This is a genomic window from Rhizobium sp. ZPR4 (genome assembly GCF_040215725.1).
GTDB lineage: Bacteria > Pseudomonadota > Alphaproteobacteria > Rhizobiales > Rhizobiaceae > Rhizobium > Rhizobium rhizogenes_D.
Map to the genome: position 1 here is coordinate 1,136,161 of NZ_CP157968.1, position 17,606 is coordinate 1,153,766.

Sequence of the window (17,606 nt, forward strand, 5' to 3'; positions counted from 1 at the left end):
TGTTATCGCATGCGTTTGGCTGATTGGGTCGGCTCGGCCGATGCCGCATCGCGTGCGTCATACAGAGGCCTGTCCGGGTCGATATCGGGAATGGCCGCAATGAGCGCGGCAGTATAGGGATGCTTCGGGTGGGAGAAGATCTCCTGCGAACGGCCCTGCTCGACGATCTCGCCGCGATACATGACGACGGTCCGCTCACACAGATTGCGCACGATCGCGAGGTCGTGGGCGATGAAGATTAGCGTCAGGTTCATCCTGCGCGTCAATTCGCGGAAGAGATCGATGATCTGCGCCTGGATGGTGACATCGAGCGCGGCCACGCATTCGTCAGCGATGATGAGTTTCGGATCGACCGCCAGCGCCCTGGCAATGCCCGCGCGCTGGCATTGGCCGCCGCTCATGCTGCGCGGCTTGCGATCGGCGAATTCGCGCCCGAGACCGACGAGATCGAGCAATTCGCCGATGCGGGCGGGGATGTCGGCCTTTGCGACCTTGCCATGGACTTTCAGCACCTCGGTAAGCGTCTGGCCGATCGTCAGGCGCGGGTTGAGCGCGTTGAACGGGTCCTGGAAGACCATGGCTGTTTCGCGTCGCAACCTGGCGAGGCCGGCACTCTTCTGCTGGGTGAGATCGACACCGTCGAAAGTGACGTGACCGGAAGAGATCGGGGTAAGGCCGAGTACGGCGCGGGCAAGCGTGCTCTTGCCGCTGCCGGATTCACCCACGATGCCGATGGTTTCCCCCGACATGACCTGCAGGCTCACACCGGAAACGGCGCTGACCGTCTTCGCGTCGCTGCCCTTGAAGAGACCGCCGTCGACCTTGAAGCGCACATGCAGGTCGTCGATTTCCAGCAGCGGTTTGGTTGATGTCTCCGGCCTAGTCGTCTCCAGCTGCGTTGCAGCTTCGTCCGGCAGGGAGGGATGGCTGTTGATCAGGTCGATCGTATAGGGATTTTCAGGTCGGCTGAGGATCGTCCTTTTGGGACCCTGTTCGAGCAGCTGGCCGCCCCGCATGACGGCGATCCTGTCGCAGGTCTTGGCGACGATGCCGAGATCATGGGTGATGAGGATGATCGAAAGCCCGCGCTTGCCGCGAATGTCGATCAGGAGCCGGAGGATCTGCGCCTGGATGGTGACGTCGAGGGCCGTTGTCGGCTCATCGGCAATCAGGATCTTCGGGTTGCAGGAGAGCGCGACGCCGATCATCGCACGCTGCCGCATTCCGCCGGAAAACTCGTGCGGATAGCTGTCATACTGCCTGGCGGGATCGGGAAAGCCGACCTGCGCAAGGATCTCGATCGCTGCCGCGCGGGCGTCGCGTGCCTTGAGATCCTGATGATAGCGGATGCCTTCGGCGATCTGGTCGCCAATGCGCATGACGGGGTCGAGATGGCTCGTCGGGTTTTGAAAGATCATGCCGATCTCGCCGCCACGCACCTCGAGCATCTCGGCATCGCCGATTTCCGTGAGCTCCCGCCCTTCGAGACGGATGGAGCCGCTTTCGATTTCAAGAAGCGACGATGGCAGCAGCCGCACCAGCGAGCGGCACAACAGGCTCTTGCCCGAGCCGCTTTCGCCGACGAGGCCGAGAATTTCACCCTTGCCGAGATCGAGCGAAACGCTGTCGATCAGCGTGCGGGTGCCGCCGTCGAGATTGGCCTTGACCACGAGGTCCCGGACGGAAAGGACGGGCTCGCTCATTCATGCACCCCGAGCAGTTCGCCGAGCGCATCGCCCAGCATGCTGAAGCCGAAAGCGAGGCAGACGATGGAAAGGCCGGGAAACAGCGTGATCCACCAGGCTGTGGTGATGAAGCTCTGGCCCTCCGCGACCATGACACCCCACTCGGCAAGCGGCGGCTGCACGCCGAGGCCGAGATAGCTGACGGCCGCGCCGCTCAGGAGCACCAGCACGGCATCCGACATCGAAAAGACGATGGAGCCGGCAATGGCGTTCGGCAGCAGATGGCGGAACATGAGCCGGGGTCGGCTGAAGCCGAGGCTGACCGCAGCCACGGCATAGTCGCTGCCCTTCAGCACCAGCATCTGCGCGCGGATAAGGCGGGCGTAGGAGACCCAGCCGACCAGGGCCATGGCGATATAGAAGCTGCTCAGCCCCGGTCCCAGAATGGCGATGATCGACAGCATCAGCACCAAGAAGGGGAAGGCGAGGATGATATCGACGATGCGCATGAAGAGCGCGTCGACGATGCCGCCGAAAAAGCCGGCGATGGTCCCGACCGTGGTCCCGATCAGAAACGGAAAGAATACGCCGATGACGGCGATCTGCAGATCGATGCGCGCACCCCAGATGACGCGCGAGAGAATGTCGCGCCCGAAATTGTCCGTGCCGAATGGATGCAGGAACGACGGTGCCTGCAGGCGCACATCGGCATTCTGGAATATCGGGTCATAGGGCGCGACGATCGGTGCTGAAATCGCCAGAAGAAGGAAGAGCAGGAGAATGCCGCAGCTGAGCGTCAGCGTCAGGTGTCTTCCGAAGAGCCTGTTCCAGCCAATGGATGCGGCCGTGGTCGTATCGACGCTCATAGCTTCACCCTCGGATCGACGGCGACGGTGACGATATCGGCAAGGAAGTTGACCAGCACCGTGGCGCAGGCAAACACCATCGCAACCCCTTGGACGACCATGTAGTCGCGCGAAAAGATGGCGCGCACCAGCAACTGGCCCATGCCAGGCAGGGCAAAGACGCTCTCGACGACGACCGTGCCGCCGATCAGCCAGCCGATGTTGACCGCAAGTAGGTTGATGGTTGGAACCAGCGAGTTCGGCACGACATGCCGCCAGAAAACGATGCCCTCGGGCATGCCGCGGGCACGCGCCGCGGTCGCCACATCCGATTTGAGCGATTCGATCATGGCTGCCCGCAGGCTGCGGGTGAGCACGGTCGAAAGCGACAGCGCAACCGTCAGAGCCGGCAGAACGAGATGGGCGATCTTCTCGCCGATCGTCGAGCCGTAACCGGAAACCGGCAGGATGCCGAGCTGTATGCTGAACAGGATGATCAGCATCAGCCCTAGCCAAAAGGGAGGGAAGCCGATGCCGAAGGTCGAAACGACGCGGACGATGTGATCCGGCGCGCGGCCGACATTGCGCGCGGCAATCGCCGACATCGGCACGGCAATCAGGATCGACAGGATGACGCTTGTGATGACCAGCGCGATGGTCGGCTCGATCCGGGTCGAAATCAGCGGCAGCACGTCGATCTTGTAGAGGATCGATTTGCCCATCTCGCCATTGCCGAGATTCTTGATGAAATAGAAATATTGCAGCCACATAGGCTGATCGAGACCATATTGCGCGCGGATGCTGGCAAGTGCCGTCGGCGTCGCGCGCGTGCCGAGGATATTGCGCGCGGGGTCGCCGGGAATGAGGCGCACCAGAACGAAGGTGATGACGCTGATGCCGAAGAGGACGGGCACAAACTGCAGCGGTCGCGTCAATACGAATTTATAGCGATGCATGGCGGCGATCGCCCCCTTGTCGTCGGTGGGATTGGATCACCTTAGCCTGCATCAGCTTGCCCTATGCCGCGACAGGAAATCGAGGAGTGCCGGATAGTAGTCCTGTAGATTCTCGTAGAAGGGCATGTGGCTGGCGTTTGCGAAGACCTTGAGTTCGGCATCCTTCAAGGCAAGCTTCATCCTGAGCGCACAGGCCGGCGTCAACTCGTCATGTTCTCCCGCCGTAATCAGCACTGGCATGGAAAGCCGCGGAAGATCCGGAATGCGGTTCCAGTCCTTGAGATTGCCGATGTAGAGAAATTCGTTCGGCCCCTGCATCGTCTCATATGGACCCATGTTCCAATCATCGAGCGAGCGACGGATAGGCGCGGGCCATTCCGGCAGACGACAGACATGGCGATAGTTGAGGATGGTGACGGCGGCGAGATATTCGGGATGGTTATAGGTGCCCTGCGCCTCGTGCTTCTGCATCATCGCGACCGTTTCCGGGCCGAGTGCGGCGCGCAGCCGCTCCAGCTCGGAAATCAGATGGGGCATGTCGGCAACGGTATCTTCGAGGATCAGCGTCTGCAGGTTCTCGGGATAGGTCAGCGCATAATCGATGGCCAGCCAGCCGCCCCAGGAGTGACCGAGCATATGCACCTTGCCGAGGCCGAGCGCCTTGCGGACGGTTTCCGTTTCCTCGACATAGCGGCCGATGGTCCAGAGGCTTTTGTCGGCCGGCCGGTCGGAGGCGCCGGTGCCGAGTTGATCGAAGGCAACGACCCTGTAACCCCTGTCGATCAGACAGGAATGCGCCTCGCGCAGATAGTCGCAGGGCAGCCCGGGTCCGCCGTTCAGGCAGAAGACGGTTTCAGGCCCGCTCCCGAAGCTATAGGCAACCACCTTGTAGCCATCGACCTCGATGTCGTGCCGCGCCTCGGGCTCAATTTCACGCCACATTGACAACTCCGGCGAAAGATTCCGCTTGCTCAATATTTGAGCATGGCTAAATTTTTACCTTAAACCGCAATCGGCACCAGCTATAAGAAGTGATAGGTTGGGAGGTCGCAGGCAAAGACGGGAACCGCTGCATGTTCGATCAAATCGGAACCATCAGGCGCCAGTTCACGGCGCATCAGACGCTGGACGGCCGCATCGACCATATTTTCGAGGGCATGAAGGCAATCGGTTTCGAGGCCTTGATCTACGATTATACGCCGGTGCCTTACGATCTTGACGGCAAGATCATGATCCCGTCGCTTCTGAAGCTCAGAAACATCTCCGACGACATGTATGAATATTGGTTCGATCGCGGTTATTTCCGTATCGATCCCGTGCAGCAGGTAGCGTTACGCACTTCGGCGCCGTTTTTCTGGAACTATGATTCCGAGGCCGATACGCTGATCAAGCGCTTCATGAGCGAGGATACGGTTCCTGTTGCGCGCTATTTGAGCGAACGTGACATGTCGACGGGTGTGACGGTGCCGGTGCACATGCCGCGCGGCGATTATGCGACGGTCACCGGAATTCGTTTCGGTGCCAACAAGGAGTTCGAGCGCGATGCCCTGCGCTATATCGCCGATTTCAACCTGCTCGCCCATGTCTTTCACGAGACGGCCTATTCGCTCTTCGATACCGCAGCGCTCAGTGTCGGCAAAATCCGGCTGACGGAGCGGGAGAGGGAATGCCTGCGCTATTCCGCCGAGGGTTATTCCGCCAAGGAGATTTCCCGCATCATCGACCGCTCGGTCCCGACGGTCGTCATGCATCTCAATGCCGCGGCAAAAAAGCTCGGCGCCAAGAACCGCACGCAGGCGGTCGTCCGCGCCACGCATTATCGCCTGCTGGACGCGCAGCCATCCTATAACTTCTGATAGCTGCCGCGCGCGCTTTGGCCACGTTATGGTCTCCACCATCAAAGGCTTAAGATGGAGAGACACGTGGCCGCAATCCCGACGCAGGAAGCCTTTCTGCCCTTTCGCGAATACCGGACATGGTACCGCATCACCGGTTCGCTCGACTCTGGCAGGCTGCCGCTCATCGTTGCCCATGGCGGGCCGGGCTGCACCCATGATTATGTCGACAGTTTCAAGGGCATTGCCGAGATCGATGGCCGTGCCGTCATCCATTACGATCAGCTTGGCAACGGCAAGTCCACGCGACTGCCGGAGAAAGGACCTGACTTCTGGACGCCGGCGCTGTTTCTTGATGAACTGGATACGCTGCTGAAGCATCTCGGCATTCAGGATCGCTACGCTTTTCTCGGCCAATCTTGGGGTGGCATGCTCGGCGCCGAACATGCGGTGCGGCGGCCAAAGGGGCTGAAGGCACTGGTGATCGCCAATTCGCCGGCCAACATGCATACCTGGGTCGCCGAAGCCAACCGCCTTCGCGAGGAGCTGCCGCAGGAGGTGCAGGACACGCTATTGAGGCACGAGCAGGCCGGCACGATCACCGATCCGGAATATATCACCGCTTCCCGCGTCTTTTACGATCGCCATGTCTGCCGTGTCGTGCCGTGGCCGGAAGAGGTTGCCCGCACCTTCGCCACTATGGATGAGGACAACACCGTTTACCGCAACATGAACGGCCCGACCGAGTTTCACGTCATCGGTACGATGAAGGACTGGACGATCGAAGACAGGCTTGCCCTTATCGAGGCGCCGACCCTGCTGATCTCCGGCAAATACGACGAGGCGACACCGCTGGTGGTCAAGCCCTATGTCGATCGCGTCAAGGGTTGCGAATGGGTACTCCTCGAAAATTCGAGCCATATGCCGCATGTCGAAGAGAAGGATCTTTGCCTGAAGACGGTTTCAGGCTTCCTGGAACGGCATGATTGATCTTGTAGCCTCCAACGCGTGTCCAGCGACAGTGACATGAGGCCTACTCGTCATGGACAGATTAGTGCGGGCCATGCGGTGTTTCAGATCCCTTTGTGCAGCACAGGACGCCCATTGTCGAAGCTCTTGCGTCCTTTTTTCCAACCGGCAATCACCCGGGCGATCTCACGCACGGCAGCGCGGGGGCCGGAGCTGTCGAGGAGCACGATTGTCGCGTCACCACCGGCTTGCAGACGCGCGCGCCCGTTGAGTTGGCTCGCTGCCATTTTGCTCACCATGTCGAAGACCAGGGCTATCTCGTCGTCGCGCGCCAGTTGAGCGACATTGGCGTACAGATTGGCCATGCGGATTAATGAAGCGTCGCCATAGGGCGTGAAGGGATTGAGAATATTGTTGGTCGCAATGGAGGTGACGACGCCGCGAGTTGCAAGCACATGGGCCGGTGCGATGCCACGCGGGACCAGCCGGTCATATCCACGGCCCATCAGGAACAGATCGGTTGCCGGAAGCACCGACAGTGCAATCCTGGCGTCCGCGAGACTATCGGCGATGGCAAGGATCCGGGCGTTGGGCATGGCCGACAGATTGGTAACATGACCAATCGATACACGACCTTGCCAGCCATGGCGCAGCGTCGTGTCGATCACCTTGGGCAGATCGGTTCGATCGGGATCGAGACTGAAGTCGAGATGAAAGTCGACTGAAACATTGTGTTTTTCTGCCAAGGCAAAAATCATGTCCACATGCTGACCGGGGGATGGATCCGTATAAGGACAGCCGCCCACCAGATCCGCACCAGCTGCAAGTGCTGTGTCGAGCATGTCGTATGTTTGGGGCTCGTTCGTGAGCCCGTCCTGAGCGAAGGCGCATATTTCGATGTCGACCGCGAAGGCGTAATCACCTCGGATACGCTTGATCGCCTCGAAGGAACGGAAGCCGGCGCGAGGATCGATCTCGACGAAGGCGCGCATCCGCGTCGTGCCGTGGGAAATCGCTTTCTCGACAACGCGTGCGGCTCGTGCGTAGACATCATCCTCGTTGAAACCTGCCTTGGCTCTGGCCACTTCGCGCACGGCCTCGGCAAGCGTGCCTTCGCAAATCGTGCAGCGATCGAGAATACAGGTCTTGTCGAGATGAATGTGCGTGTCGACAAATCCGCCAAAGGCGAAGCTACTCTGGCCGTCAACATCCGATACGGCGTCGCATCGTATGCGGGGTTCGATGGCCGCGATCTGGTCGCCTCGCACGGCGATGTCGACGAGATCGCCATCTTCCTCGACACGGACATTTCGGATGACGAGATCGAACGGTTGCCCGGTGACGCTCACAGCAGGATTGCGCCTCCGTCGCTGCGTGGATCATGCGCACCGTCGATCGCCCCGCCTTCGCCGATGCGGATCACGCCGGCTTGGCCGCCAAGCGGACTGAGCGCGTCGATGGTCGAGATTTCATGGCCCATGGCTCCGAGCGCGGAGACCGCTTCGATGCCGATATTTTCCTCGATCTTCAGGCTGTTGCGGCTGTCCGAGAAGGTCCGGCCGAGCAGGAACCGCGGGCGCGCGAGCGCTGCAGCTGGATCAAGGCCGTGGTCGATAAGCAGGCTGAGCAGCAGCGACAGTGTCTGTGGCTGTCCGTCCGCGCCCTGTGTACCGTAGACCAGGTGCGGACGCCCGCCTTTCAGTGCAAGGCCCGGATTGAGCGTATAGAAAGGACGCTTCCCCGGTTGGATGCAATTGGGATTTGCCGGTTCGGTGCTGAAGGCCGCTCCCCTGTTTTGCCAGAGTAGACCGGTGTCGCCGACTACCACGCCGCTACCCCAGTCGAAATAGAGGCTTTGCAGCAGGGATGCACATCTTCCATCGGCATCCACGGCTGCAAGCAGCGAGGTGTCGCCGTGTCGATAATCTTGTGGCCAGGGCAGGGCTTGTGCCGGATCGATCGCCGCAGCCTTGGCGGCAAGGTGGGCTGGATCGAGAAGGTGTTTCGAGACGTCAGCGGCAAAGCGGGGATCGGCGATCGCGTGCCGGTCGAGGAACGCCTGTTTCACGGCCTCGACCAGCGCATGATAATAGGCCGGGCTGTCGGGCTGGAAGTCCGCCATCGGCAGGTGATTGAGCACACCCATGATGCCGAGGGTGGTTATTCCTTGGGTCGGTGGCGGTGGGGCGAGGAGTATCGTGTCGCGATAGGTCTGCTGCAGGGGAGCCACAATATCTGTTTGCGTGGCGGCAAGATCGGCGGCGGAGAGCGGAGAGCCGGCCTCGGCAAGCCCGCTCGCAATTCGGCGGGCGAGCGCACCTTCATAGAATTCGCGGGTGCCATGACGCGCTATAGCCTTGAGCGTCCGCGCCAAGGCAGGCTGGTGCTGGATGCCGCCAGAGCAGAAGAGCCCGTTGAAGCCCGGCCAGCCGCTCAGCTCATCGCGCCGGAATTCGTACCAGAAGGCTTGCGACTTGCTGACTTCGAAGCCGCCGTCCGCGAGCGCGATGGCGTCGTCGAGAAGGGCCGGCAATCGTTCTGTACCGCCCCATTCGGCGGCGGAATAGGCAAGCACTTTTTCCCAGCTATCCACGAGGCAGGCCGTCGTCAGTGTAGAGGCTGAGCCCCGCAAAGGTATGTCTTCACGCGGAATGGCCGCAGCTGCCTGCCCGATACCGAGGAAAGTCTGTGCATTGCCTATTTCGTCCGCCACCAGCCAGACCGCGTCGCCGCCGAGCCCGCAGAAATGGGGGTAGGTGACCGATAGCGCAGCTCCGGCGGCAACCAGTGCTTCAATCGCATTGCCGCCGCGTCTGAGCACCTTCGCGCCTGCTTCGCTGGCCAGCCAATGCGGTGTCGCGATCATGGCGCCCGACGATGGCGAATTGGTTCGAGTGTTCTGTCTGCTGGAAGGAGTCATGAAATCGGCGGTCGCACCGATGGCGATGATGTCTTGTTCGGCATAGGTAAATCCTGGCGGCATGATCTGGAAAGCCAGGCATGCAATACCGATGCCATAAGGAGCCGCAGCCGTGCGAGACTGATTTAAGCTATTGTATCTATTGAGAATAAATCAGTTTCCTGCCACCCAGGCAGCAACGATACCAAAGGCCGATCTTGGCCTCACACCTCAGCGAGTGCCTAGGAATTCGCATGCTCTTGTACAGGTGATGGAAAAAGTGGCGGTTCAGTCACCGCTGCAGTCCGAAAGGTGGTGTTGCCATTGGATGATGTGCGGTGCTGTCTGCAAGTGTCATCCCCAATCTCAATCGCAGCGTATTATATCGCTGTCTGCCGCAAAATGATGCTCGGATGCATTCGTCACCGCCTCCTGCGAGGAAGACGGGGATGAGTAAGTTTTCAGCCATGAGGGGGATGACAAAGCCGCCCGCTCTCCTATTCTCACGGAGCAGATCATTTCTTGAATGTCGGCAGCCGCCGAGTTCGATCTTGACCGTTGGGAGGACATCATGACGCGCACGGTGATTATCGGTGCAACGGGCCATGTCGGCACCTATCTCGTGCCGCGGCTGATCGAGGCAGGTCATGATGTCGTGGCGATCAGCCGAGGCCAAGCCAAACCCTATTCGCCGAACAAAGCGTGGAATGATGTTGAGATGCAGGCGATGGATCGCGCTGCGATGGAGAAGGAAGGCAGCTTTGGTCCAGCCATTCGCGCGTTGAAGCCGGATATCGTCATCGACATGATCTGCTTCACGCTCGACAGCGCAAGGCATCTGACCGAGGCGCTCACCGATCATGTCGGCCATTTCCTGCACACGGGCACGATCTGGACGCATGGATTTTCGACCGTCGTGCCGACGCCGGAAGAAGCGCCGAAGCAGCCCTTCGGTGATTATGGCATCCAGAAAGCCGCGATCGAAGCATATCTGCTTGATGAGGCGCGCCGCAGGGGATTTCCCGCGACCCTGATCCATCCCGGTCATATTGTCGGTCCAGGCTGGGCGCCCCTCAATCCCGCCGGGCATTTTAATCTATCCGCCTTCTCGACTTTGGCGCGGGGTGAAACCCTCGTCTTGCCGAATTTCGGCCTGGAGACGGTCCACCATGTTCATGCCGATGACGTCGCGCAGATGTTCATGGGCGCCATTGCCAACTGGCGGGCCTCGACGGGAGAGGCTTTCCATGCGGTTTCAAGCGGCGCTCTGACGCTCAGGGGCTATGCAGAAGCGATGTCGCGATGGTTCGGACATGAGCCGAAGCTGGAATTCCTGCCCTATGGGGCGTGGACCGAAGGCCAGTCGGTGGAAGATGCGCAGGCGACCTGGGAGCACATTGCCAGAAGCCCGAATTGCTCGATTTCGAAGGCCGAGCGGCTGCTCGGCTACCGGCCTCGCTACACCTCGCTGCAGGCTGTTCAGGAAGCGGTTGCCTGGCTGGTGGAGAGGGGCCGGATCGGCTAAAGCTCAGGCGTTCGGGCCTAAATCAACTGGCCTTGAGCCAGGAATCCATGCCCCTGGCCGCCGCACGCCCCGTCGCAAAGCAGGCAGTCAGGAGGTAGCCGCCGGTCGGGGCTTCCCAATCGATCATTTCTCCGGCGGTGAAGATGCCGGGCAGCTTTTTCAGCATGTATCTCTCGTCGAGCTCATCCCAACGAATGCCGCCGGCGGACGAGATGGCCTCGGCAATGGGCCTTGGTCTCAATAATGGAATCGGCAAAGCCTTGATCAAGCGGGCCAGACTTTCCGGATGCGAGAGAGCGGCGGGATCGGCAAGCTCGCGCAAAAGTCCGGCCTTGGCGCCCTCGATCCCGGTGCCCTTGCGTAGGCGATTGGAGAAACTGGCCTTGGGGTCCTGCCGTGCCAGATCGCGCGCCAAACGCTCTTCGTCGCGTCCGGGTGCCAGATCGATAATCAGCGAGGCCTCGCCCTTTTTTGCCAAACGGTCACGCAGCGAGGCGGCGTGTGCATAGACCAGGCTGCCCTCGATCCCCGTTTTTGAGATCACGAATTCGCCGGGAAAAGTCCCTGCCTGCGATGTCGCCGTTACGGCTTTCAGTGGTTCGCCGGCAAAACGCTCGCTGAACATCGCGCTCCAGGTGACGTCGAAACCGCAATTGGCTGGCTGGAAAGCAGCGATGTCGATCCCCTTGTCGCGAAGCCAGCTGACCCATGCCACGTCCGACCCGAGCCGTGCATAGCTCGCACCACCAAGTGCGAGCAGAACGGCGTCATGACGCATAAGTGCGCGCCCCTTCGGTGTTTCGAATACCAAGGCGCCATCCTCGAAGCCGCACCAGCGATGCCGTGTCATAATGCTGACACCGCGCGCCTCCAGCCTCGCCAGCCAGGCGCGCAGCAGGGGCGATGCCTTCATGACTTTCGGGAAGACGCGGCCGGAAGAGCCGACAAAGGTTTCCGTTCCAAGGCTTTCCGCCCAGGCTCTGATGTCATCCGGCTGGAAATCGTCAAGCGCGGTGCGCAATCGGGCCGAGGCAGCGCCGAAGCGGGTGGCAAAAAGGCCGTAGTTTTCCGAGTGCGTGATGTTGAGGCCGGATTTTCCGGCCAGTAGAAACTTGCGCGCCACCGTCGGCATGCTGTCGTAGACCGCGATGCAATGGCCGAGCAGTGACAAGGTCTCTGCCGCCATCAATCCGGTAGGGCCGCCGCCTATGATTGCGATTTGCTTTTTGGTCATGCTCACCCGGTGCCGCTTGCCTATTGCTCTCTAGGGCCGGATGGGGTCAGAAGGCAAGATCGTTGCCGTGTCCCGACCCAAACTCGCCCTCATTCAGATGGTTACGGCGGCAGCGGGAGCTCCGCGTTTCCTGCCGGCATCTTTCTCCATATTCAAATTTAAATCGATATAACCATATAGTTACTATTGCCCTCGATTTACCAGGGGCTGTCAACTTATGCGATGATCGGTTACTTATCGGCGTGAGGATGGGCCGCATAAGCCTTACGAAATGCCGCCGGGAGCCATGATGTCAGAAGCCAAGACCGTGAAGCGCAGCGCAAAGAGTGCAGACCTTGCGAATGCAGAGCAAACATCCTCGCGCACGGCTTCGGAACGGCCCCGTCTCAGGGATGCGGAACGCACCAGTAAGGCGATTTTGGCCGCCGCTACTAAGGAATTTGCCGAGCGTGGCTATGGCGGTGCCCGCGTCGATGCAATCGCCGAGCGCGCCAAGATCAACAAGCGAATGCTCTACCACTATTTCGGCGGCAAGGATGCGCTCTATGTCGCCGTTCTGGAAGGCAGTTATATCGCCATTCGCTCGGCGGAAGCGCGGCTCGATCTTTCGCATCGCTCGCCTCAAGACGGCATGCGGGAGCTGGTTGTCTTCACCTGGCAATATTTCCTGGATCACCCGGAGTTCCTGGGGATTCTCAGCACGGAAAACATGCACAAGGCACGTTTTCTGAAGCGTTCGGCGCGCATTTTCGAACTGCACTCGCCGCTGGTATCGGAGATTTCCGGCCTGCTCGACCGCGGCGCGGCAACGGGCGTATTCCGCAATGACTGCGATCCGGTGAAGATCTATATGAGCATTGCGGCACTTGGCTCGTTCTTCCTGACGAACCGCTGGACGCTCTCGACGATCTTCCGCCGCAACCTCTCGGACAAGAGCGAAATCGACGCCTGGGGCGAGCATATCGTCGATGTGATTTTCGCCTATCTGCGCCCCTAAAAATCCCGGGGCAACAACCCCTGCAACGACAGATGATTGCCGCTGTGGCCACTGATGATGGCCGTTGACAGCATCGCGTCGCCGTGTCAGTTATGTAACTATATAGTTATTTACGGGAGGAAGAAACTCATGGCAACGAAGCCGATCGGCATCATCATGCACGGTATTACCGGCCGCATGGGCTATAACCAGCATCTCGTGCGTTCCATCCTGGCGATCCGCGAACAGGGCGGCGTTCTTCTGTCGAACGGCGACCGGCTGATGCCCGAGCCGGTGCTCGTCGGCCGCAATGCCGAAAAGATCGAGGCGATTGCCCGCAAGCACGGTCTGTCGAAGACGACGACCGATCTCGACGCTGCTCTTGCCGATCCCAACAATACGATCTTCTTCGATGCCGGCTCGACGCAGATGCGCGTGGAGCTTCTCGAAAAGGCGATTGCCGCCGGCAAGCATGTCTATTGCGAAAAGCCGATCTCCGAGACGCTTGAGGAGGCGTTATCGGTAGCGGCTTCCGCCGAGCGTCGCGGCGTCAAGAACGGTGTCGTTCAGGACAAGCTCTTCCTGCCGGGTCTGCGCAAGATCGCCATGCTGCGCGACAGCGGCTTCTTCGGCAAGATCCTCTCCGTGCGGGGCGAATTCGGTTACTGGGTCTTCGAAGGCGATTGGGGGGTGAAGGCACAGCGTCCGTCCTGGAACTACCGCAAAAAGGATGGCGGCGGCATGATTCTCGATATGCTGCCACATTGGCGCTATGTGCTCGACAATCTGTTTGGTGAGGTAAAGTCCGTCAGCTGCCTCGGCGCAACGCATATTCCAAGCCGCGTCGATGAGAATGGCAACACCTATGCTGCCGATGCCGACGACGCCGCCTATGCTACCTTCGAGCTCGAAGGCGGCGTTATCGCGCATATCAACTCCTCCTGGGCAGTGCGCGTGCGTCGCGACGATCTCGTCACCTTCCAGGTCGACGGCACGCATGGATCGGCCGTCTGCGGTCTGATGCGTTGCTGGACGCAGCATCGCGTCAATACGCCGAAGCCCGTCTGGAACCCGGATCAGCCGCAACCGATCAATTTCTTCGACACCTGGGAAGAAGTGCCGGAGACGCAGGCCTTCGACAATGGCTTCAAGGCGCAGTGGGAGCAGTTCCTGTGCCATGTGGCCGAGGATGCGCCGTGGAAGTTCACGCTTCGCGAGGGCGCCAAGGGCGTGCAGCTTGCAGAGCTTGCACAGAAGAGCTGGGCGGAGCGTCGCTGGATCGACGTGCCTTCTCTTTCGGCGCGCTAGGAGGCTGATCCCATGGAGAGAAGCCTTCGCCTGCCGATGGCGGGCGGTACCATTGCCGCCTTCACACCCGCCAATGAGCCGCTGATCGCGCCGGTGAAACCGGCGGGCGCTCATCACTTCAATCGCGTCGCCTATGCAGCTGCGCATGTCGTGGTCGACGCGCTGGCAGATAATGATCCATGGCTGGACCGCAACATTGATTGGGAGCGTACTATCGCCTTCCGCGAATATCTCTGGGGCCTTGGCCTCGGCGTTGCCGAAGCAATGGATACCGCGCAGCGCGGTATGGGACTGGACTGGACTGGCGCGAAGGAGCTGATCGCTCATGCGCAGTCGGCAGCCCGTGGTCGGCCGGATGCCGTGATCGCCTATGGCGCCGGAACCGATCATCTCCAACCCGGTCCCGATGTCACGATTGATGACGTCATCCGCGCCTACGAGGAGCAGATCGCCTATGTGGAAGGGCAGGGTGGCCGCGTCATCCTGATGGCGAGCAGGGCACTTGCAGCGGCAGCCAAGAGCCCGGATGATTATATCCGTGTCTACGACCGTATCCTCGGTCAGGTCAAAGAGCCCGTCATCATTCACTGGCTCGGCTCGATGTTCGACCCGGCGCTTGCGGGCTATTGGGGATCGACCGACGACATGCTGGCCATGGAAACCGCGACAGCGATCATCAATCAGAACGCGGCCAAGGTCGATGGCGTGAAGATTTCGCTGCTTTCGGCGGAAAAGGAAATCGTCATGCGCCGCCGGCTCGATCCGTCGGTCAAGATGTACACGGGCGACGATTTCAACTACGCCGAACTGATCGCCGGCGACGAGCAGGGCTATTCGCACGCCTTGCTCGGCATCTTCGATGCCGTCGCGCCGGCGGCAAGTGCGGCGCTCGCAAAGCTCGCTCAGAACGACCTCGACGCCTTCCACGCGATCCTGGCGCCGACCGTGCCGCTATCGCGTCATATCTTCAAGGCGCCGACGCGCTTCTACAAGACCGGCGTCGTCTTCCTAGCCTACCTCAATGGCTTCCAGGACCATTTCCAGATGCTCGGCGGCCAGCAGAGCGCGCGCTCGATCCAGCACCTCTCGGAGTTGTTCCGTCTGGCCGATACGGCGCGCGTGCTGCGCGATCCGGATCTGGCGACCTATCGGATGAAGGCGATCCTTGCCACCGTCGGCATCGATTAAAGCATGATCCCAGAAAGTGCGCAGCGGCTTTGGATAAGATTGTGCAATATCAAATAGCTAGAGCACGATGACGTGTCGAATAAAGGTCATCGGGTTCTAGCGGATAAGAGGATCGGGGAGGATCATCACAATGGCCGTAGAGGGTCTATCCATCAATCTGGCGACGGTGCGCCAGCAATATGACATGCGTCAGGCGGTGGAGGCGTGCCTGAAGCAGGATATCGTAGCGATCGCGCCCTGGCGCGATCAGGTGCACAAGATCGGACTTTCGGAAGCGGCGCGAATCGTTGCTGACAACAAGCTCAAGGTCACGGGCCTTTGCCGCGGGGGCATGTTTCCTGCGGCCAGCTCCGAGGGCAGGGCGGCTGCTATCGACGACAACAAGCGCGCGATCGACGAAGCGGCGGCGCTCAATGCCGATTGTCTCGTCCTCGTTGTCGGCGGCCTGCCGGAGGGATCGAAGGATATCCCTCACGCTCGCGAGATGGTGGCGGACGGCATCGCGGCGATCCTGCCGCATGCCCGCAGTGCCGGAATTCCGCTGGCGATCGAACCGCTGCACCCGATGTACGCGGCCGACCGCGCCTGCGTGAACACGTTGGAGCAGGCGCTCGACATCTGCGATCTCCTCGGCGAAGGCATCGGCGTCGCCATAGATGTCTATCATGTCTGGTGGGACCCTAAGCTCTACGAGCAGATCGCACGCGCCGGCGCCGGCGGCCGCATCCTGGCCCATCACATCTGCGACTGGCTGGTGCCGACCACGGATCTGCTGCTTGATCGCGGCATGATGGGTGACGGCGTGATCGACTTGAAGCGCATCCGCGCCGAGATTGAGAAGGCTGGCTTCTTCGGCCTGCAGGAGGTCGAGATTTTCTCTCAGAACAATTGGTGGAAGCGGCCGGGCGAAGAGGTTCTCTCCACCTGTGTCGAGCGCTTCCGCACCGTTTGCTGAGCCGCAGCGGCTCGGGCAGCATCTCCAATAAAAAAGCCGGGCCAACAACAAGTGGCCCGGCTCTCTTTCAAAGCGATAACGTGGCGGCTTATTCGGCCGAAACGATCTTGCCGCCTTCCCACTTGTAGAGCGAGAAGCTCTGCGAGGTCAGGTCGCCGGTTTCGCCGTAGGTGACCTTGCCGATGGCGGTGTCGATCGGCTCGCCCTTCTTGAGCGCTGCGCCGACGGCTTCGGCATCATCTGCCTTGCCGGCCTTCTCGATACCGGCCTTCAGCACCTGCACGGCGGCATAGGCGTTCAGCGTGAAGGCTTCGGCCGGGATGTTGCGTTCCTTGAGGGCGGCAACGGCGCTCTGCGAATCCGGGTTCTTCAGCGCGTCGGACGCGTTGGTGAAGAGCGTGCCGGCAGCCGAATCGTTGGCGATTGCCCAGTATTCGGTGTTGGAAAGGCCATCGCCGCCGATGATCTGTGCCTTGACGGAGATGTCATGCAGCTGGCGGGCCAGCAGACCTGCTTCCGGGTGGTAACCGCCGAAGTAGATGACCTCGACGCCTGCCTGCTTCAACTTCGCCGTCAGGGCGCTGTAGTCCTTTTCGCCCGGGGTCAGCGAGTCGTTGACGACTTCGGTGACGCCGCCCTTGTTGATCGCTGCCTTGAAGGCGTCGGCCAGGCCCTTGCCGTAGGCACCCTTGTCGTTGAGGATCGCGATCTTCTTGTCCTTGAAGTTCTTGACCACATATTCGCCGGCAACGACAGCCTGCTGGTCATCGCGGCCGCAGGTGCGCAGGACGTTGGTCAGGCCGCGATTGGTGAGGCCCGGAGCGGTCGCAGTCGGCGTGACCATCAGGATGCCGTTTTCGGCAAGCGCGTCGGAAACCGGAATGGCAACGCCCGAGGTGACCGGGCCGACGACGAAGCGGATGCTGTCGCCGACGAAGCCGTTGGCGACGGATACGCCCTGCTTCGGATCGCCGGCGTCATCGCCGAGCTTCAGGACGAGCTTCTGGCCGAGAACGCCGCCGCTCTTGTTGATTTCGTCGATGGCGGTCTGCGCGCCATTCTTGACCTGCTCGCCGTAAGCTGCGACCGGGCCGGTCAGCGGCGCGATGAGGCCGATGGTGATGTCCGCATGTGCGAGAGGTGCGAAGGCCAGCGAAGCGACGAAGGTCGCGGCCGTCAATGTCTTCAGACTCATGTTAGCTCTCCTTGGATGAGCGCGGCAGCGCCCTTT

15 protein-coding genes are annotated in these 17,606 nt (G+C 60.7%); 7 read left to right on the plus strand and 8 right to left on the minus strand.

What is annotated here, in order from left to right; all coding sequences use genetic code 11:
- Positions 1-2 precede the first annotated feature (2 nt).
- The 4 genes from ABOK31_RS24865 to ABOK31_RS24880 are packed head-to-tail and all read right to left on the minus strand — an operon-like array spanning position 3 to position 4,428.
- Positions 3-1,703, minus strand: coding sequence for an ABC transporter ATP-binding protein (locus ABOK31_RS24865; RefSeq protein WP_349959340.1), 1,701 nt, complete (start codon positions 1,701-1,703; stop codon positions 3-5).
- A complete protein-coding gene (locus ABOK31_RS24870; protein WP_349959342.1) occupies positions 1,700-2,551 on the minus strand; it encodes an ABC transporter permease in 852 nt (283 codons plus the stop codon). The genes ABOK31_RS24865 and ABOK31_RS24870 overlap by 4 nt, the downstream gene beginning before the upstream one ends.
- On the minus strand, positions 2,548-3,486 hold the full coding sequence (locus ABOK31_RS24875) for an ABC transporter permease (protein ID WP_349959344.1): 939 nt from the start codon (positions 3,484-3,486) through the stop codon (positions 2,548-2,550). Before ABOK31_RS24875 ends, ABOK31_RS24870 begins: the two co-directional genes overlap by 4 nt.
- Positions 3,487-3,537: 51 nt before the next feature.
- Complete coding sequence (locus ABOK31_RS24880; protein WP_349959346.1) at positions 3,538-4,428, minus strand: proline iminopeptidase-family hydrolase; 891 nt, start codon at positions 4,426-4,428, stop codon at positions 3,538-3,540.
- A 131-nt stretch (positions 4,429-4,559) separates the two neighbouring features.
- Between ABOK31_RS24880 and ABOK31_RS24885 the strand changes: the two genes are divergently transcribed.
- On the plus strand, positions 4,560-5,342 hold the full coding sequence (locus ABOK31_RS24885; RefSeq protein WP_174176274.1) for a LuxR family transcriptional regulator: 783 nt from the start codon (positions 4,560-4,562) through the stop codon (positions 5,340-5,342).
- Positions 5,343-5,396: 54 nt separating this feature from the next.
- Entirely contained in the window at positions 5,397-6,311 is a 915-nt protein-coding gene (locus tag ABOK31_RS24890; protein ID WP_349959347.1) for a proline iminopeptidase-family hydrolase, read from the plus strand.
- Positions 6,312-6,394: 83 nt separating this feature from the next.
- Here the strand turns inward: ABOK31_RS24890 and ABOK31_RS24895 are convergent, their stop codons facing one another.
- Together ABOK31_RS24895 and ABOK31_RS24900 are read right to left on the minus strand one after the other, a co-directional pair.
- A complete protein-coding gene (locus tag ABOK31_RS24895; RefSeq protein ID WP_349959349.1) occupies positions 6,395-7,639 on the minus strand; it encodes an amidohydrolase family protein in 1,245 nt (414 codons plus the stop codon).
- Positions 7,636-9,210, minus strand: a complete 1,575-nt coding sequence (locus ABOK31_RS24900; protein WP_349961292.1) for a gamma-glutamyltransferase family protein — start codon at positions 9,208-9,210, stop codon at positions 7,636-7,638. The genes ABOK31_RS24895 and ABOK31_RS24900 overlap by 4 nt, the downstream gene beginning before the upstream one ends.
- 550 nt (positions 9,211-9,760) lie before the next feature.
- Here ABOK31_RS24900 and ABOK31_RS24905 point away from each other — a divergent pair.
- The gene (locus ABOK31_RS24905) at positions 9,761-10,714 is read left to right on the plus strand and encodes an NAD(P)-dependent oxidoreductase (protein ID WP_349959351.1); all 954 of its coding nucleotides are present in this window, start codon (positions 9,761-9,763) and stop codon (positions 10,712-10,714) included.
- A gap of 22 nt (positions 10,715-10,736) precedes the next feature.
- Here ABOK31_RS24905 and ABOK31_RS24910 read toward each other — a convergent pair whose 3' ends face one another.
- Positions 10,737-11,948 carry a TIGR03862 family flavoprotein gene (locus tag ABOK31_RS24910; RefSeq protein WP_349959353.1) on the minus strand — a complete coding sequence of 404 codons (1,212 nt, stop codon included), beginning with the start codon at positions 11,946-11,948 and terminating at the stop codon, positions 10,737-10,739.
- Positions 11,949-12,237: 289 nt separating this feature from the next.
- Between ABOK31_RS24910 and ABOK31_RS24915 the strand changes: the two genes are divergently transcribed.
- The 4 genes from ABOK31_RS24915 (at position 12,238) to ABOK31_RS24930 (ending at position 16,375) form a co-directional block, all read left to right on the plus strand.
- On the plus strand, positions 12,238-12,945 hold the full coding sequence (locus ABOK31_RS24915; protein WP_174176287.1) for a TetR/AcrR family transcriptional regulator: 708 nt from the start codon (positions 12,238-12,240) through the stop codon (positions 12,943-12,945).
- Between the two features lie 129 nt (positions 12,946-13,074).
- On the plus strand, positions 13,075-14,232 hold the full coding sequence (locus tag ABOK31_RS24920; protein WP_349959354.1) for a Gfo/Idh/MocA family oxidoreductase: 1,158 nt from the start codon (positions 13,075-13,077) through the stop codon (positions 14,230-14,232).
- A gap of 12 nt (positions 14,233-14,244) precedes the next feature.
- Positions 14,245-15,420: a dihydrodipicolinate synthase family protein gene (locus tag ABOK31_RS24925; protein WP_349959355.1), complete on the plus strand. Its 1,176-nt coding sequence runs from the start codon at positions 14,245-14,247 to the stop codon at positions 15,418-15,420.
- A gap of 130 nt (positions 15,421-15,550) precedes the next feature.
- On the plus strand, positions 15,551-16,375 hold the full coding sequence (locus tag ABOK31_RS24930) for a sugar phosphate isomerase/epimerase family protein (protein WP_349959356.1): 825 nt from the start codon (positions 15,551-15,553) through the stop codon (positions 16,373-16,375).
- Between the two features lie 88 nt (positions 16,376-16,463).
- Here ABOK31_RS24930 and ABOK31_RS24935 read toward each other — a convergent pair whose 3' ends face one another.
- Positions 16,464-17,570 (minus strand): branched-chain amino acid ABC transporter substrate-binding protein, encoded by a 1,107-nt coding sequence (locus ABOK31_RS24935; protein ID WP_075853910.1) that lies wholly within the window; start codon positions 17,568-17,570, stop codon positions 16,464-16,466.
- Positions 17,571-17,606 lie beyond the last annotated feature (36 nt).

Coding starts and splice junctions, on each gene's coding strand:
- ABOK31_RS24925 (WP_349959355.1), top strand. CDS start 14,245: ATGGAGAGAAGCCTTCGCCTGCCGATGGCGGGCGGTACCATTGCCGCC.
- ABOK31_RS24885 (WP_174176274.1), top strand. CDS start 4,560: ATGTTCGATCAAATCGGAACCATCAGGCGCCAGTTCACGGCGCATCAG.
- ABOK31_RS24905 (WP_349959351.1), top strand. CDS start 9,761: ATGACGCGCACGGTGATTATCGGTGCAACGGGCCATGTCGGCACCTAT.
- ABOK31_RS24875 (WP_349959344.1), bottom strand. CDS start 3,486: ATGCATCGCTATAAATTCGTATTGACGCGACCGCTGCAGTTTGTGCCC.
- ABOK31_RS24870 (WP_349959342.1), bottom strand. CDS start 2,551: ATGAGCGTCGATACGACCACGGCCGCATCCATTGGCTGGAACAGGCTC.
- ABOK31_RS24935 (WP_075853910.1), bottom strand. CDS start 17,570: ATGAGTCTGAAGACATTGACGGCCGCGACCTTCGTCGCTTCGCTGGCC.
- ABOK31_RS24865 (WP_349959340.1), bottom strand. CDS start 1,703: ATGAGCGAGCCCGTCCTTTCCGTCCGGGACCTCGTGGTCAAGGCCAAT.
- ABOK31_RS24880 (WP_349959346.1), bottom strand. CDS start 4,428: ATGTGGCGTGAAATTGAGCCCGAGGCGCGGCACGACATCGAGGTCGAT.
- ABOK31_RS24910 (WP_349959353.1), bottom strand. CDS start 11,948: ATGACCAAAAAGCAAATCGCAATCATAGGCGGCGGCCCTACCGGATTG.
- ABOK31_RS24890 (WP_349959347.1), top strand. CDS start 5,397: ATGGAGAGACACGTGGCCGCAATCCCGACGCAGGAAGCCTTTCTGCCC.
- ABOK31_RS24915 (WP_174176287.1), top strand. CDS start 12,238: ATGTCAGAAGCCAAGACCGTGAAGCGCAGCGCAAAGAGTGCAGACCTT.
- ABOK31_RS24900 (WP_349961292.1), bottom strand. CDS start 9,210: ATGACTCCTTCCAGCAGACAGAACACTCGAACCAATTCGCCATCGTCG.
- ABOK31_RS24930 (WP_349959356.1), top strand. CDS start 15,551: ATGGCCGTAGAGGGTCTATCCATCAATCTGGCGACGGTGCGCCAGCAA.
- ABOK31_RS24920 (WP_349959354.1), top strand. CDS start 13,075: ATGGCAACGAAGCCGATCGGCATCATCATGCACGGTATTACCGGCCGC.